We start from the raw sequence: 15,174 nt of genomic DNA, 5'->3' as shown, positions 1-15,174 counted from the left end.
AGGAGTTTGGATTTTCGGGTGCATCAGGTTATACAACGCGAATGAATTTCTTTAGAACGCTTTGTGTGGGCAAGGTTCTGGCGCCGTTCTTCCTTGTCGCGTGTGGCGGCTCGAGTGATCGCGCGCTGGATGACACCGGCCTCGCCGCCATCCAGGAGCGCGGCGAAATCGTCGTGCTGACGACGTCCGGCCCGACGACCTACGCCCTGGGCGAAGATGGCCAACCGGTCGGCTATGAGGTCGATCTGGCGCGCGCCTTCGCTGAAGATCTGGGCGTGGGTGTTCGATTTGTCGTGTTCGACGATCTTTCGGGCGTCCTTCAGGGGGTCGAGGACGGCGTCGGTGATCTCGCCGCCGCCGGCATTACGCGCACCGCCGAGCGCCAAGAGCGATTCCTGTTCGGCCCGTCTTACCTGAATATCACCGAAATGCTGGTGACGCGCCGCGGCGGGCCGCAGGTGCGCCAGCCGGCGGATATTCTCGGGCTCGATCTGGCTGTAGTGGCGCAGTCCAGCTACGTGGAGTCGCTTCAGGCGCTGCAGGTCGATCTGCCGGAACTGGATTGGCGCACCGTCGAGGCCCCGTCGGCGTTCGAGCTGCTGGAAGCGGTTCAGAACGGGGAAATCACGGCCACGGTCGCCGACTCCAATCTGGTGGCCCACGCCCGCCTGGAGTTTCCTGAACTTCTCACGCCGCTCAGCCTGACTGAAGACGATCGCAGTCTGGCCTGGGTGATCGGACAGGAGAACGAGGATCTGGTCGACGCGCTGAACACCTGGTTTTCACGCGCCCACCAAGAAGGCTTGCTCGAAGATCTGGACGAGCGCTGGTACGGGTATTCGCGACAGGCGTTCGACTATGTCGACACCCGCCGGTTCATCGCCCGGATCGAGGAACGGCTTCCGCAATACGAGGGCTGGTTTCGGCAAGCGGCTGAGGAGGAGGGGCTAGACTGGCGCTGGCTGGCCGCCCAAGCCTATCAGGAAAGCCATTGGGACGCCGACGCCCAAAGCCCGACCGGGGTGCGCGGCATGATGATGCTGACCCTGCCGACCGCCGGCGAGCTCGGGATTGAAGACCGCTCGGATCCGCGCCAGTCGATCTTTGGCGGCGCGCAATATATGTCCAACCTCATGGGCCGGATGCCGGACGGCGTGGAAGGCGAGGACCGCCTGTTCAAGGCGATGGCGGCCTATAATATCGGCATGGGGCATCTCTATGATGCGCGCCGTCTCGCCGAGAGGCAGGGGCTGAATAAGAATGTCTGGACGGACGTGCGCACCACGCTGCCGCTTCTGTCGGAGCCAGCGTATTACGAAAGCCTTCCCTACGGATATGCCCGCGGCGGCGAGCCGGTGCACTATGTTCGCAATATCCGCCGCTACAAGGCTCTTCTTGACCTCCATCTGGAAGGATAATCCGAAGCGGAACCGGACGCCCGTCTGATGGGTTCTAATTCTGTTCAGGTAATAGGATTAGCCATTATGGCGTTGGTTGACTGGCGGCTTCTTACATCAAGCGAGCTCTTGGCTCGTATCGCAGACAACGCTTCGTTTCGTGATCAGGCGCAGACTTTCAGTGAGGTTGTCGGACTGATCATCTCGGAACATCTGCGCTCGGTGATCCTGGATATGGACCACGCTGTGTCCGCCAAGCAGATAAGCAATTCAGGCAAGTCTCAGGCCAGCGCGCTTGCTATGCAAATTAAGGACTCCGGACTGGAACGCTTCGCGCTTGTCCATCGAGGCCACCAGGACGCCGGCTGGGAGGCGCTTGTGGCCGAACTGCGCGATTGCGGCGTTCTCGCCTGCGGGTTCGAGACCGTAGACGACGCCAAAATCTGGTTTGGAAGCAAGGAAGCGCCCAACCAAGCCTAAAACGGCGTTATTCCGAACACCAGCGCGAACGCGGCGACAGCGATCCCGGCCGCTCCGGTGAGGGCGAACCCTGTCAGGGTCCCGATCCGCACCTGACCTGCGCCCAGCGCCCGGACCAGAAGCACCAGCGTGACAGCGCCCAGAGCGCCGGCGGCCAGGAGCATCCAGGCGCCGGTCCAGGCCGGTCCCAGAAGTCCGGCGATCAGGGCAAGCGGCGCGATCTCATAGGCCGCGTAACCTCCCGCCGCCAGAAGACCCACCCCGCCAAGCGCCGCCAGAGCAGTCAACCATGCGGCCAGACGCGCGCCGCCGGTGTCAGCGCCCATCTCGCTGGCCGGATTTCGGTCGATCACCCGCGCGACAAATCCGAACGGGGTCAGTACGGCGGTGAGCAGCAGAACCAGCAGCGGCAGGCCAACCCAGGCGCCGGGAAGAATGAAGCTTTGCGGCGCACCGGGCGCCAGAGCCAGCAGCTTCAGCGGCGCGTCGATGGACATGACGCGAGGATATACCGGCGCGTCGACGCCCTCTTCAAGACAGGAGGCGTCCAGCGCATCCACGTCGGGCGCATCAAAAAAGGCGGTGAGAACCTCGCCGGCGCATTCGGGCATGGCGCGGGTGGGGCCGTGGCCGGCGTTCGGCGTTATCACCAGGCGCGAGCCCGGCATGCGCGCGTGAATGTATTCGGCCAGCCAAGGCGGGGTCACCGGATCGGCGTCTCCGTTCACGATCAGGGTCGGCACGGAGGCTTCAGGGATGGCGTAAGCCGGCCCGGTGCGCCGGATCAGTCCGAAGCGCTCGCACATGTCGAGCGAGGCGCGCGCGCCGGCGTCCGTGTAGAAGACGCCTTCGAACCTTGTATGGGTGGAGGCCTGCTGATCGGCCAGCGTTTGCGCCATGTAGCCGTCATTGCATCGCACGGTGGCGCTCATGCCGGCGGCGACAGCTCCAAATGGTGCGGGCGCCCCGCCGTTCGACAGCGCGGCGCCGAGCCCTTCCAGAAAGGCGGGGTCGGGATCGGTGAACAGCTGCGAGAGCCGGTCGGTGACCGCCGGCGCCGCCGGATGCTGCTCATGCTCATAGGACATGACGAAGGCGGGAGCCATCAGCACGATGGGTGGAATCCAGAGCTCGCCGGACGGTGCAATCTCGGGATTGTCGACCATCACGATCACTGGATTTTCCTGCATGGACTCGATCGCAGAGAACATCCGGTCAACGAAGCCGTCGCACGGCGCGCCCGGCGTGCAGGCGTCGGAATAGGTCTCGAGTATCGTCTCGGCCATACGCCCGGTGTCACCGAAACCGCCGCCCAGATCGTTGGGCACGATGGCGTCCAGAACAATGGCGCGAACCCCGGCGGGGTCTTCATGCATCACCATCTGTCCCAGATGAGAACCGTAAGAGATTCCCCAGACATTCCATTGCTCAAACTCGAGAGCCTCGCGCAGCGCTTTGATATCGCGGGCGTTCTCCTGGGTGTTGTAACCGCGCAGATCGACGCCGCGCGCGCTGGCTTCGGAGAAGCAAAGGCCCATGCGTTCAGCGTTGGCGATTTCGGTTTCTTCAAACGTGCGCGGATCTGCGAGGCCCGGGCTCAGAACGTCGTATTGCGGGCAAAACTCGCCGCTATTGGCGATGCCGCGCTGTTCGAGAATGTAGAGATCGCGCGTTTCAAAGAGCGGGTGATCGCGCAGCCGCTCCACATAGCCTTCCACCGGAACGCCCGGCCCGCCGGTGAGGTAGATGACGGGATCGTCACGGCGATCCTCGTCTTCGCCGGTGGCGGGCATGTGCACATACATCAGCCGGATGGAACGGCTCACGGCTGCCTCGCGGTTTTCCGGCACGACAATCGTGCCGCACGACAGCTCGCCCGGCTCGTACTCGACGCGGCCTATGAACGGGCAGGCGAGGGGGCGAAGGTCGGTGTCCATGTTCAGCGCCGCCGGCGAGGGCGCTGCGGGCTCAATGGCCCTTTCCACGGCCACGGCCTGGACCGCCTCGATCTGCGGATCGGGCGCGGCGCCTTGCAGCGCAGCCGCCAGGATCATCGCCGTAAAGACCATCCGCCACTCCCACATTAGCCCTCGGACCGGATTGAGCCCTCCCGAGGTGCGCGGGTCAAGCGTTCGTCCGTCAGCCCGCCGGGTAGAAGGTTGGCGAGCCGGGCCCCACCGGCAGGTTCAGCAGGAAGGTCCAGGCGAAGAAGAAGGCCGACCAGGAGAGCATGAAGAAGATCGAGTAGGGCAGCATCATCGCGATCAGCGTGCCCACACCCAGATTTTTGTCATAGCGCGTGGCCCAGGCCAGGATCAGGCCGAAATAGCTCATCATTGGGGTGATGATGTTGGTGGTGCTGTCGCCGATCCGGTAGGCCGCCTGGATCACTTCCGGAGAGTATCCAATGAGCATCAGCATGGGCACGAAGATGGGCGCGGTCACAGCCCACTGGGCCGACGCCGAGCCCAGGGACAGATTGATCACCGCACACATCAGGATGAACAGGAAGAAAAGGGCGGGCCCCGTCATGCCTGTGTCCTGCAGGAAGCTGGCGCCGGACACCGCGGTGATGGCGCCAAGATTGGTCCAGCCGAAAAACGCCACGAACTGCGCCGCAAAGAACACCAGCACGATGTACAGCCCGAGCGAGGACAGGGCCGCCGCCATGGCGTCGATGACGTCGCGGTCGCCGCGCATGGTTCCGGCGACGCGGCCATAAGCGTATCCGGTGACGACGAAGAAGATCAGGATCCACACCACGAAGCCGGAGAAGAACGGCGACCGCATGACGTCGCCGGTGTCGGGGTCGCGCAACACCCCCCAGCCGGGCAGGACCTCTGGAATCGACGCGCCGGAGAGCAACGGAATCCAGGCGGGAAAGCGAATATCCGGAAGCAGCGTGTAAGCCATGACCGCCAGAACCGCCAGAAAGGCGAGCCCCGCCGCACCAAGCCCCTTCTTTTCCGGCCCGGACAGCGCCTCCATCATGGATTTGTTCAGAATTGTCGGGTCGGCGCGATCTGGATCATAGGCGCCGAGCTTGGGTTCGACGACGAAGATGGAGACCAGCGAGCCGACGATGGTTATCAGGAACGTGCTTCCGATCATAAAAAACCAGTTCGCCGTGGCGTTCACCGTATAGGCCGGATCAACCAGCTGGGCGGCTTCTTCGGTGATTCCGGCCAGCAGGGGATCGATCGTGCCGATGAGCAGGTTGGCGCTGTAGCCGCCGGATACGCCCGCAAACGCCGCCGCCATGCCGGCCAGCGGGTGACGGCCAAGCGCGTAGAAGATCGCTCCGGCGAGCGGGATCAGCACCACATAGCCCACCTCCGACGCGGTGTTGGAGACAATGCCTGCGAACACGATGGCGACCGTCACCACGTTGCGCGGCGCGCCCAGCACCATGGCGCGCACCGCTGCGGACAGAAGGCCGGATTTCTCCGCCACGCCGACGCCCAGCATGGCCACCAGCACCACGCCCAGCGGCGCGAAGCTTGTGAAATTCTCGGTCAGGCTTGTAAAGATGCGCCGGACGCCGTCGCCGTTCATGAGGCTGACCGCGCGGATCATGCCGTCCTCGGCCACGCCGCGCGCGCCCTCTGGTCTGGGATCCTCAACGGCCACGCCCAGCCAGCCCAGCAGGCCCGAGAGGAGGACGATCCCGACCGCCAGAACAGCGAAAAGGGTGACAGGGTGCGGCAGGAGATTGCCCAGCCATTCCACCCCGTCGAGGAAGCGCGTAAACGCGTTGCGCCTGGCGGTTTGAGGCGGTTGAGGCTGGGGCATTGCAGTCTCCGTCGTGAATTGACGACCACAATGGAGGCTGACCCTGCGATTTTTTCAACCGCACGGAAATAAGGGTTATTGGCGGCCGCGTCTCAAGCGCTGGCTGATCGTTCGCGCCGCTACAGCGGTGACCGGTCCAGTCTTGCCGCGTCGGTCACTGCGCGGCCGGCGACTTCGGCCGGCAGATCCGCGACAGGGGTTCGTGCCACCGCCATGCGGCGCGCCCATTCCCGGCCGCCGGCTTCGACGGTCTGGTCGATGGCTCTTGTGGTCACGCCTTCGCTCTCGATGAAGCCGCCCAGCTGGTCCGCCAGCCGATCGACCGCCTCGCTTTGCGGACCCGCCCACAGGCAGGACAGATTATCCCCGTTCCAGAGGATCAGGGCGATCTGGGGTGCTGTCAGACGAACGCGAACGGGTCTCCGAAATCGGTGCGCGCAATCTTATGCGGCCAGCAGCTGACGCCACTCGGCGAGCGCCGCGTCGCGGAGGTCTTTGAAGCGAGGTCGGCGTTCGAGAGATCGGTCGTTGTTGAAGTGGTTGTGGACTGAGGCGTGAGCGGCGGCGAACTTCTGCAGACTTCGCATTTGCCGGAACCGCGCCATCGCCCGCTCCCGCCTTCGAAACGGTAAGTGCGAGTTTTCCGCGCGGTTGTTTTCATGCCGGCCAGTGACCTGCCGCGGCGCGTTGCCGATCTCGCGCATCGCCGCGCCGTAAGAACGAAGACGATCGGTCACGATCTCCTCCGGCCGACCGTATCGCTTCATCGATTTCTTGAGAAATTTCAATGCTGATGCCTTGTCCCGGGTCTTCGTGACGTACGACTCCAGCACCTCACCTTCATGGTCGACGGCACGCCAAAGGTAATGGGTCTCGCCGTTGATCCTCACAAAGACCTCGTCGAGATGCCACCGCCACTGGGTCACATGGCGAAGCTGCTCGGACCGGCGCTTGCGGATCTCCCGTGCCATCAGCGGCCCGAACCGGTTCCACCAGTAGCGCACGGTCTCATGGCTGATATCAATGCCGCGCTCGTGGAGCAGGTCCTCGACGTTGCGCAGCGACAGCGGGAAACGGACATACATCATCACCGCCAGGCGGATGATTTCAGGTGAAGTCTTGAAGTAGCGGAACGGATTGCTCATCCGCCGAGGCTAGAAAGCCGGGCAGGGCGGCTCAAGCGGTTTTCCTCTGACAGGACCCCATGGACTTCGTCGTCACTCAAGCCGTTTGGCGTCTTCGAGTTCTTTACCGAGGAAAAAGCTGATGGCGGTGCGGATCGCGACGAGCGCGGCGACGAGTAGAAGGTCGCCGAGCGCGCGGCTGATCACGGTGTGGATGATGTCCGATGCAATCATGAATTCGATGCCGAGCAGGATGTACATGCCCAGCGTCAGGCGCACCGACTGGCAGGCGTATGCGCTTTCGCCTGCCCGGTATCGCGCCGCTTCACGCTTGAAGAAAGCGACGAGCGCCACCGCGAAACCGTAGAGCACAATGGCGATGCCGATCAGGTCGATGATTACAGCCAGGGTTTCGAGAACAGGAACGATCGGCGCAAGCCAGACGTGATGGGCCATGCCCTCCGAGGTGTGCAGCTGGGCATCCATCACACTAGCTCGGAATCCTGCACGATTTCCAACAACGCCGGGCCGTCATGAGCCAGCGCTTCGGCCAGTACCGCATCGAGCGCCTCGCGTTGAGTAACGCGACGCCCCCAGCCTCCGCAGTCCTCGGCGAACTGGGCGAAAGATGGATTTACAAGGCTGGTCTGATAGACCGGCAGCTCCTCGCCGCGCTGCTCCTTGGAGATTTTGCCGAGCTCCTCATTGTTCAAAAGGACCAGGGTGATGTTCATTCCGTGGCGCACCGCGGTGGTGAACTCCATGGCGTACTGGGCGAACCCGCCATCGCCGGCGACCGCGATCACCTTACGGCCGTTCAGCGCGTCAAAGTCCTTCGTCGCCGCCCAGGCGCCCATGGCCGCCGGGAACGCAAAGCCGATCGATCCCAGATAACCCGACAGCAGCACGGACTGGCCGCACGGCTCAAAATAGCGCCCGAAGGAATAGGCGTTATTGCCCACATCCACCGCAATCACGGCGTCGGACGGAGCCGCGCGCGTCAGAGCGTCGAATACGACGCTCGCCGATAGGCCCCTGCCGCGGTCTTCAGTGAGGCGGCGGGCTTTCTCCTCGCGCCAGATCCGCCAGCGCTCGGCGACTTCACCGCGCTGATCGACGGTGCTGATCGACGCCGCGCGCAGCAGGGTGCGCAAAATGCCGGTCGTGCGACGTACTTCGCCAAGGAGCGGCAGGGCGACGGGGTGGAACTTGCCGACCTGCATGGCCTCGAATTCGACCTGGATGATCGGCTTGCCCGGTGAAATGCCCGTGTGGTTGGAGAAGGACGAGCCCAGCGCCAGTATCAGGTCGCACTCATTCATGAACCTGCTCGCCACCGGCGTGCCCGACCGACCCAGAACCCCGGCGGCCAGGGCATGGGTGTCGGGGATCTGGCCCTTGCCCTTGAAGGTGGTCGCGACCGGGCAATTTAGTTCCTCGGCGAGCGCGCCGATCTGGTCCATGGCGTGGCGCGCGCCATAGCCGACGATGATCAACGGGCGCTTCGCCTTGGCGATCATAGCGACGGCCGACTCCAAGGTCTCCTGCGCCGGCGCGGTTTCAAGGTTCGCCAGGCGCCCTTGCGGTCCGCGCGGCTCGGCATCGCTGGCGGCTTTGGATACGTCGTCGGGAAAGATGAGATGGGCGACATCGCGCTGAACGATGGCGTTCTTGCACGCCAGGCTCATAAGCTCGGGATGGTTGGAGCTTGGCAGCACTACTTGGCTGAACCGCGCCACCGCGTCGAACGCCTTGTCCAAGGGAATGTCCTGGAAGGCGCCGGGGCCGAAGACCTGGATCTGCACCTGCCCGGTCAGCGCCAGCACCGGGGCGCGATCCATCTTGGCGTCCCACAGGCCGGTGAGAAGGTTGGTCGCGCCCGGTCCGGCGATGGAGAAACACGCCGCCGGCGCGCCGGACAGCTTGGCGTAGCCCGAAGCCGCAAAGCTCGCCGCGCCCTCGTGGCGGATGGCGTAGTAGGACAGCTTGTCCTCGGCCTCCAGCGTTCGGAAGGCTTCCGCGATGCCGAGATTGGAGTGCCCGACCATGCCGAACACCGTCCTGACGCCCCAGCTGACCATGGTCTCGACCATGGCGTCGGACACCGTACGCGCCCGCGGGCCCTGCTTGGGCACGCCGACATAAACCCCGTCCTCGCGCACCTCGACCGGAAAGGTCTCCTGGCCGGTGTCTTCATGGCCGCCCGGCGGTTTGCCGGTCAGCGGATCGAAGTCCCAGCCATGCCAGGGACAGCGCAGCCAGCATGCACCGTCGACGCCCTTTTCGATGGAGCCTTCGCCCAGCGGACCGCCCTGGTGGGGGCAGTGATTGTCCATGGCCGCGTACTGACCGTCGAAATGAACCAGCGCGATATAGCGCGTGCCGGCGACGGCTGACTTGACCCGGCCTTCGGCGAGCTCGCCCGGTTCGGCGACCTTCCACCATTCCAGCTCGGCTTGGTGTTCGCTCATGGGACGTCCTTTCCTTCAGACCGCAGCGCTGGTGGCCGCGAGGTCGGCGTTACGCGCGGCGCAAGCTTGTCGGATCGAGGCGGAACTGGATCAGATCGTCCAGGCGCACAAGCCGCCCGGCCGCGCGCACCGGCTCGGCGACAAACTCCAGGATCGGCTGGACCAGCGCGCCGCCGTCGGGATCTGTGATCATCAAAGCGCGTTCGCGGCCATTGGTGTCGCGCACGCCGAAATAGGGCGGCACGCCGCTTGCGATGCACAGCATGGCGCAAGCCTTGTGGCCAAGGCCTTCATTAGGCCGCATGGCGCCGAACCAGCATTTGGTGTCCAGGATCTCCCCGGCGAGTTCAGCTTCGCCCAGCTCCTCCTCCACCGGGGCGGGGGGCGCGGCGAGGCTTGCATCCGGCTCAATCCAGTCCGGCGCTGAGGCCGTGGCGAGCATTTGATACTCGTCTCGCTCCAACAGGGTCCCAATAACGCGCGCGCTGCCTGTATCGAAGGCGATCTCTTCAAGGCGCTCACGGGCCCCACACTTGGTCTCGCAGCCCAATAGTACTGTGCGCACTGCGCCGTTCTTCAGGACGCGGATATGGGCGTAGGGTGCGGCGGCGACTGATCCTGCCAATGTCACCGGCGTGCCCATGTCCCAAGCGCCGCGCCCAGCGCCGGCCTGGTGTTTGGCGATCGTCCACCCCAGCCCGCCCAGGCCGGCCACGCCCAGAACGCTCAGGCCCAGAAGAAAGCGGCGATCAACGGATGGGGTGTCGACGTAGCCGACAAACGGCTCGTTGGACACGCGCGGCTTCAGCGGCGGCTTTGCGGGCGGGCGGATCATGGCGCGGCCTCCTCAGGCAGGATGATCGGGTCGGTCGGCGTGCCGGGCGGCAAGGCCGTCTCGCTGACCTGAATGCGCCCCTCGACGAGGCGCACGGGATAGGTGGCGAGCTTTTCGGTGAACGGCTCAGGCGCGCGCCCGTCGGTCAGCCGGTACTCCCAGCCATGCCAGGGGCAAACCGCGCAGCCGTCGCGCACATGGCCTTCGCCCAGCGGGCCGTTCTGGTGGCGGCAGACATTGGACAGGGCCGCAATCGTTCGCCCGTCGCGGAACACCGCGATGCGCTCCCCGCCTCTAGCCGAGACGATCACCGCGCGCCCGTCCGGGATCTCGCCGGGATCGCCCACATCAAGCCAGCCATCGCTCGGCGTGCGGTCGGCCCGCGCGTCCGCGCCGGCTTCGCGCAGACCAGCAACGAGATGCAGGATCACGAGCCCGCCGGCGGCGCTGGCGACGAGACCGGCGAGCACGAGCGAGTCTTGATCCTGGAGCGCGCCAAGCGCCACATGGGCGACCACCAGCGCGTAAGCCGGGTAGACCAGCATATGGATCAGTTTCCACGCCGGCGCGCTCAATAGGTCGAGCCAGAAGTCATGGCTGGTGGCGGCCATTACGAACAGGATCAGGAGCGCGGCGAGCCCCAGCGCCTCGAACGGGAAGCCGTAAATCTGATCGTACTCAGGATTGGTCGCAAGCAGCGAGACAAACACGTTCGTCTCGGAAAACCCGTGATACCACACAAGCACAAGGGCGGCGTGGAGCAGGGCGAACGTGAACACCGTCACGCCGAGATGACGGCGATTATACAAGAGCGGCTTGAACCGGTCGGACAGGCGCGCCAGCGGCCCGATGGCCAGGGTGAGGGTCAACAGAACGAACGCCGTCAACGCAAAGGCGCGCATGACCAGCTGAACCGGATGGAAGCTCTCGCCTTCGGGCTGGGTGAGCGCCGACCCGGCGATGAAGGCGACGGTCAACACGAGCGCGCCGCCCCAAAGCACCAGATCGTAGACAACTTTGAACCGGTTCCACTGAACCGCCTGAAATCCGACCGACATTTAGCTCTCCCCGGCGGTTTCGAACAGCTCCGCCGGCGCCGGCGTCAGAGCGTTCGGTTCGTCGATAGCCGCCCCGATCCCGTAGCTCGCCGCCAGCCCAATGACCGGCGCCAGGATCGCCCACCAGATCAGATGCAGACGTCTAAGCGGTCGTCTCATGGGAGGCCTCCTTCGGTTTCGGCGCGACGAGCTTGCCCAGCAGCGCCGGCCACAGCGCGACGCACGCCGGGAACACGAGAATGCGAAACTGCAGCGGCGCGGCGGTGCGCGCGCCGGGCGAGACTCGTTTGATCAGCGCCGTAACGAAAATCAGCGCGACCAACACGCCGATCACGGCGTAGGCCGCGGCGATGGTCCAGATGAGGCCGGCCAATTCAGGGGTCATGGTTTCAGCTCCGTCCCGCCACGCCGCCATACTCGATGCCGGTCAGGTCAGCCATGTCGCGCTTCCAGGTGGTCAGATCGGTGATTGAGAAATCCGACAGCCGCTCGTGACCGCAGGCGCGCGCCATGACGGTCATCAGTTCCACGCTGGCGTCGAAAAAGTTCTTCAAGCGTCGGGCCGATTTCTCCACCACCAGCCGGTCGACCAGCTCGGGACGCTGAGTGGCGATACCGACAGGGCAGTTATTCGTGTGGCACGCGCGCATGGCGATGCAGCCGATGGCCTGCATGGCTGAGTTGGACACAGCGACAGCGTCTGCGCCGAGCGCTAACGCCTTGACGAAGTCGGCCGGCTTCCTCAGCCCGCCCGTGATCACCAGGGTGATGTCGCCGCGCCCGCTGCGGTCCAGATGCCGGCGCGCGCGGGCGAGCGCGGGAATGGTCGGCACGGAGATGTTGTCGCGGAAGATGATCGGCGCCGCGCCCGTTCCGCCTCCGCGCCCGTCCAGGATGATGTAATCGACTCCGACCTCAAGCGCGGCGTCGATATCGGCTTCGACGTGCTGGGCCGACAGCTTGTATCCGATGGGCACGCCGCCGGTGCGGTCGCGCACCTCGTCGGCGAAGGCCTTGATCTGAGCCGGCTCGGTCCACTCGGGGAAGCGCGCGGGCGACACCGCCGCCTCGCCTTCTTCTAGGCCGCGGACTTCAGCGATTTCGCCGCGGACCTTGTGGCCGGGCAAGTGCCCTCCAGTTCCGGTCTTGGCGCCCTGGCCGCCCTTGAAGTGGAAGGCCTGCACCCGCGCCAGCTTGTCCCAGGAAAACCCGAAGCGCGCTGAGGCAAGTTCGTAGAAATACCGGCTGTTGGCTTGCTGCTCATCAGGGAGCATGCCGCCCTCGCCTGAACAAATGCCCGTGCCGGCGAGCTCTGCCCCGCGCGCCAGAGCGATCTTGGCCGGCTTTGACAAGGCGCCGAAGCTCATGTCCGAGACAAAAAGAGGAATATCAAGACGCAGCGGCTTTTGCGCGTTTGGTCCGATGATGACCGAAGTGTCGACCGGCTCATCATCAAGACGCGGCGGGCGGGCGAGCTGGGCGGTGAGAATCTGGATGTCGTCCCAATCAGGCAGTTGATGACGGGGCACACCCATGGCGTCGACCGCGCCGTGGTGGCCGGTCTCGGACAAGCCGTCGCGGGCATAGCTCTGAATGAGGGCGTTATAAGGCTCGGCCGCTTCTGAACCGGTATCCTGGAAGTCTCCGAGATAGGCGTCGCGGTCGAATGGCTGGGGGTTGGCGTCATGCCAAGCGCTGATTTCGTCAGCGTCGACCCAAACCTTCCCGCTCTTCACCCACGCTGAGAACTTATGCAGGGCTTCGGAATTATTGTACTCTGATACGCCGGTGTCGTAGCGGTAATCCCAGTTATGCAGGCCGCAAATCAGGTTGTCGCCGTCGACATGACCGTCCGCCATCAAAGCGCCGCGGTGCAAACATCGGCCGTAAAGAACCGAGACCTGTTCGTCATAACGCACGATGACAAGGTCCACATTTGCAACACGGGCATGAGCTGGTTGGCGATCATAGAGATCAGCCCAAAGGGCGATCGAGGTCTTGTTCATGTCATAGCTCCCCATCCCGGATCACATTGACCGAACGCCCAGACATCATCTTCCCGCTTAGCCGCGAGTTGGCAAACCTTAATCGCCCGGAGCCAAGTATTGTGAACGCGCCGCGCTTCATGTCCCGGCGCCCGTCTGGAACAGCGCTTTGCGAGCAATTCGTTCGCCGTCCAATGCGTCCTGATCGCCCTCAAAGAGCGAGGCGATGTCCAATGAGCTGCGCACGCCCACATCGCTGGCATGCGCGTCGAGCCAAGCTTCGGCGGCGGCGCGCCCCTTTTCGAACAATAACTCGAAGAACGCCTGTTCTGCGTTCAGCTTTGATGAAGCACCCAGAGAGGCCAAGAAGTCTTCATCGCCGATCATGTGCATGCGCACGGGACGATAGCCCGTGCCGTCCATACGCCCGTCCTCAATAAGACGATTGACGAACTCGACAGAGCGCAGCTCGCGCAAAAGCGAGGCGTTGAATGTGATCTCGTTGAGCCGACTGACGATATCGCGTGCTGCGCGTGGCGCTCCAGAACGCTGGAAGGGATTGATCTGAATGATCAACACGTCATCGCTTTCGGCATGATCGAAGATCGGCCAGAGCGGCGGATTGCCCATGTATCCGCCGTCCCAGTAAGGGGCGCCGTCCACGGTGACCGCTTTAAACATGAAGGGCAGCGCCGCCGACGCCATGACCGCATCCGGAGTGATTTCGTCCCGCCCGAACACACGAGAGCGCCCGGTCTCGACATTTGTGGCGGACACAAACACGTTGAGGGCTGCGCACGCATTCACCGCATCGAAATCAACGATCTCGCAAAGCACCTCACGCAATGGATTAAGATCAAGCGGATTGAGATCGTACGGGCTCGCCACACGCGACAGCATGTCGAACAGGAGATAGGCTGGAGATGCATCCAGGCTCCAGCTATCGGTGAACCGCTGGAAGACGGTCCGCTGCATCGGGCTTGAACGGGCAGCCTTACCCACCGCCTCCCAAAACTCCCGCAGCCGGGCGCGGGCGCCCTCGCGACCGCCACGGGCCATGCCGTCGGCGAGCACAACTGCGTTCATCGCACCTGCACTGGCCCCGGAGAGGCATTCCAGCTCCAGCTCGGGCTGCTCCAGGATCCGGTCGAGCACGCCCCAAGAAAATGCGCCGTGCGCGCCGCCACCTTGAAGGGCGAGGCTCAGTTTTCGAGTTTGCCGCCCCTTGCTCATTGTGCGGTCCACCCGCCATCCACCGGTAACGCCGCGCCGTTGATCTGTGCGCCATGTTCGCTGGCGAGGAATGCCGCGAGCGCTCCGATCTGGCCTGTTGTGACGAACTCCTTGGTGGGCTGAGCCGCAAGCAGCACGTCGTGCTTGACCTGCTCTTCGGTCAAGCCCCGCGCCTTGGCGGTGTCGGGGATCTGCTTTTCTACTAAAGGAGTCAGCACATAGCCCGGACAGATGGCGTTCGCTGTCACGCCATGCGCCGCGCCTTCAATGGCGATCGTCTTGGTCAGACCCAGCACGCCGTGCTTGGCCGCCACATAGGCCGCCTTGAAGGGCGAGGCGACCAGGGCGTGAGCCGAGGCGATGTTGATAATGCGGCCGTAACCGCGCGCCTTCATGCCCGCGAAAACGGCTCGCGACGTATGGAACGCGGCCGAAAGGTTGAGCTGGATGATGAAGGCCCACTTGTCCGGCGGAAACTCCTCAAGCGGTGCGACATGCTGGACGCCGGCGTTATTGACGAGAATGTCGACAGTTCCGAAACGCGCTTCGGCCTCGGCGATCATGTCATTCAACTCGTCCAAAAGCGTCAGATCGGCTCCTGAATAGCTCGCCTGCACGCCGTGTTCGGCCTCAAGGCCCGCGCGCAGAGTTTCAATCTCCGAAGCGTCGCCAAACCCGTTGAGCACGATGTTCGCGCCGGCTTCAGCGAGCGAGCGCGCCACACCCTCCCCAATTCCGCTGGTTGATCCTGTGACGAGGGCGGTTTTTCCCGCAAGGGACATGGTGATGACTCCATTTG

Annotated in this window: 15 protein-coding genes; 2 read left to right on the top strand and 13 right to left on the bottom strand. The window is 64.1% G+C overall.

All coding sequences use genetic code 11. From position 1 onward, the window contains the following. Positions 1-41 precede the first annotated feature (41 nt). Together mltF and ACWCOP_RS08055 are read left to right on the top strand one after the other, a co-directional pair. The gene (gene mltF / locus ACWCOP_RS08060) at positions 42-1,418 is read left to right on the top strand and encodes a membrane-bound lytic murein transglycosylase MltF (RefSeq protein ID WP_478247771.1); all 1,377 of its coding nucleotides are present in this window, start codon (positions 42-44) and stop codon (positions 1,416-1,418) included. 66 nt (positions 1,419-1,484) lie between these two features. Further along, entirely contained in the window at positions 1,485-1,877 is a 393-nt protein-coding gene (locus ACWCOP_RS08055; RefSeq protein WP_478247770.1) for a hypothetical protein, read from the top strand. On the opposite strand, the gene ACWCOP_RS08050 is transcribed toward ACWCOP_RS08055, so the two are convergent. From ACWCOP_RS08050 to ACWCOP_RS07990, 13 genes are all read right to left on the bottom strand, one after another. Further along, positions 1,874-3,946, bottom strand: a complete 2,073-nt coding sequence (locus tag ACWCOP_RS08050) for an alpha/beta hydrolase (RefSeq protein WP_478247769.1) — start codon at positions 3,944-3,946, stop codon at positions 1,874-1,876. The two genes, ACWCOP_RS08055 and ACWCOP_RS08050, sit on opposite strands and share 4 nt — an antisense overlap. 70 nt (positions 3,947-4,016) lie before the next feature. After that, on the bottom strand, positions 4,017-5,669 hold the full coding sequence (locus ACWCOP_RS08045; RefSeq protein ID WP_478247768.1) for an AbgT family transporter: 1,653 nt from the start codon (positions 5,667-5,669) through the stop codon (positions 4,017-4,019). A gap of 119 nt (positions 5,670-5,788) precedes the next feature. After that, positions 5,789-5,944, bottom strand: a complete 156-nt coding sequence (locus ACWCOP_RS08040) for a hypothetical protein (protein ID WP_478247767.1) — start codon at positions 5,942-5,944, stop codon at positions 5,789-5,791. Between the two features lie 168 nt (positions 5,945-6,112). Beyond that, positions 6,113-6,814, bottom strand: a complete 702-nt coding sequence (locus ACWCOP_RS08035) for an IS6 family transposase (protein WP_478247766.1) — start codon at positions 6,812-6,814, stop codon at positions 6,113-6,115. 72 nt (positions 6,815-6,886) lie between these two features. Further along, on the bottom strand, positions 6,887-7,279 hold the full coding sequence (locus ACWCOP_RS08030; protein ID WP_478247765.1) for a DUF1622 domain-containing protein: 393 nt from the start codon (positions 7,277-7,279) through the stop codon (positions 6,887-6,889). Then, positions 7,279-9,264, bottom strand: coding sequence for a thiamine pyrophosphate-dependent enzyme (locus tag ACWCOP_RS08025; protein WP_478247764.1), 1,986 nt, complete (start codon positions 9,262-9,264; stop codon positions 7,279-7,281). The genes ACWCOP_RS08030 and ACWCOP_RS08025 overlap by 1 nt, the downstream gene beginning before the upstream one ends. 49 nt (positions 9,265-9,313) lie before the next feature. Continuing rightward, a complete protein-coding gene (locus tag ACWCOP_RS08020) occupies positions 9,314-10,099 on the bottom strand; it encodes a hypothetical protein (protein ID WP_478247763.1) in 786 nt (261 codons plus the stop codon). Then, positions 10,096-11,157 carry a Rieske 2Fe-2S domain-containing protein gene (locus tag ACWCOP_RS08015; RefSeq protein WP_478247762.1) on the bottom strand — a complete coding sequence of 354 codons (1,062 nt, stop codon included), beginning with the start codon at positions 11,155-11,157 and terminating at the stop codon, positions 10,096-10,098. The genes ACWCOP_RS08020 and ACWCOP_RS08015 overlap by 4 nt, the downstream gene beginning before the upstream one ends. Continuing rightward, a complete protein-coding gene (locus ACWCOP_RS08010) occupies positions 11,158-11,316 on the bottom strand; it encodes a hypothetical protein (RefSeq protein WP_478247761.1) in 159 nt (52 codons plus the stop codon). Continuing rightward, the gene (locus ACWCOP_RS08005) at positions 11,300-11,542 is read right to left on the bottom strand and encodes a hypothetical protein (RefSeq protein ID WP_478247760.1); all 243 of its coding nucleotides are present in this window, start codon (positions 11,540-11,542) and stop codon (positions 11,300-11,302) included. The genes ACWCOP_RS08010 and ACWCOP_RS08005 overlap by 17 nt, the downstream gene beginning before the upstream one ends. A 4-nt stretch (positions 11,543-11,546) precedes the next feature. Beyond that, positions 11,547-13,163, bottom strand: coding sequence for a glutamate synthase-related protein (locus ACWCOP_RS08000; protein ID WP_478247759.1), 1,617 nt, complete (start codon positions 13,161-13,163; stop codon positions 11,547-11,549). 117 nt (positions 13,164-13,280) lie between these two features. Continuing rightward, entirely contained in the window at positions 13,281-14,375 is a 1,095-nt protein-coding gene (locus ACWCOP_RS07995; RefSeq protein WP_478247758.1) for a patatin-like phospholipase family protein, read from the bottom strand. Beyond that, positions 14,372-15,157, bottom strand: coding sequence for a 3-hydroxybutyrate dehydrogenase (locus tag ACWCOP_RS07990; protein ID WP_478247757.1), 786 nt, complete (start codon positions 15,155-15,157; stop codon positions 14,372-14,374). The genes ACWCOP_RS07995 and ACWCOP_RS07990 overlap by 4 nt, the downstream gene beginning before the upstream one ends. Positions 15,158-15,174: the final 17 nt, after the last annotated feature.

The organism is Apolloniradiicaulis salifontis (assembly GCF_053756655.1).
The sequence above is the reverse complement of the archived record's forward strand: the minus strand, read 5'-3'. Positions and strand labels throughout refer to the sequence as shown.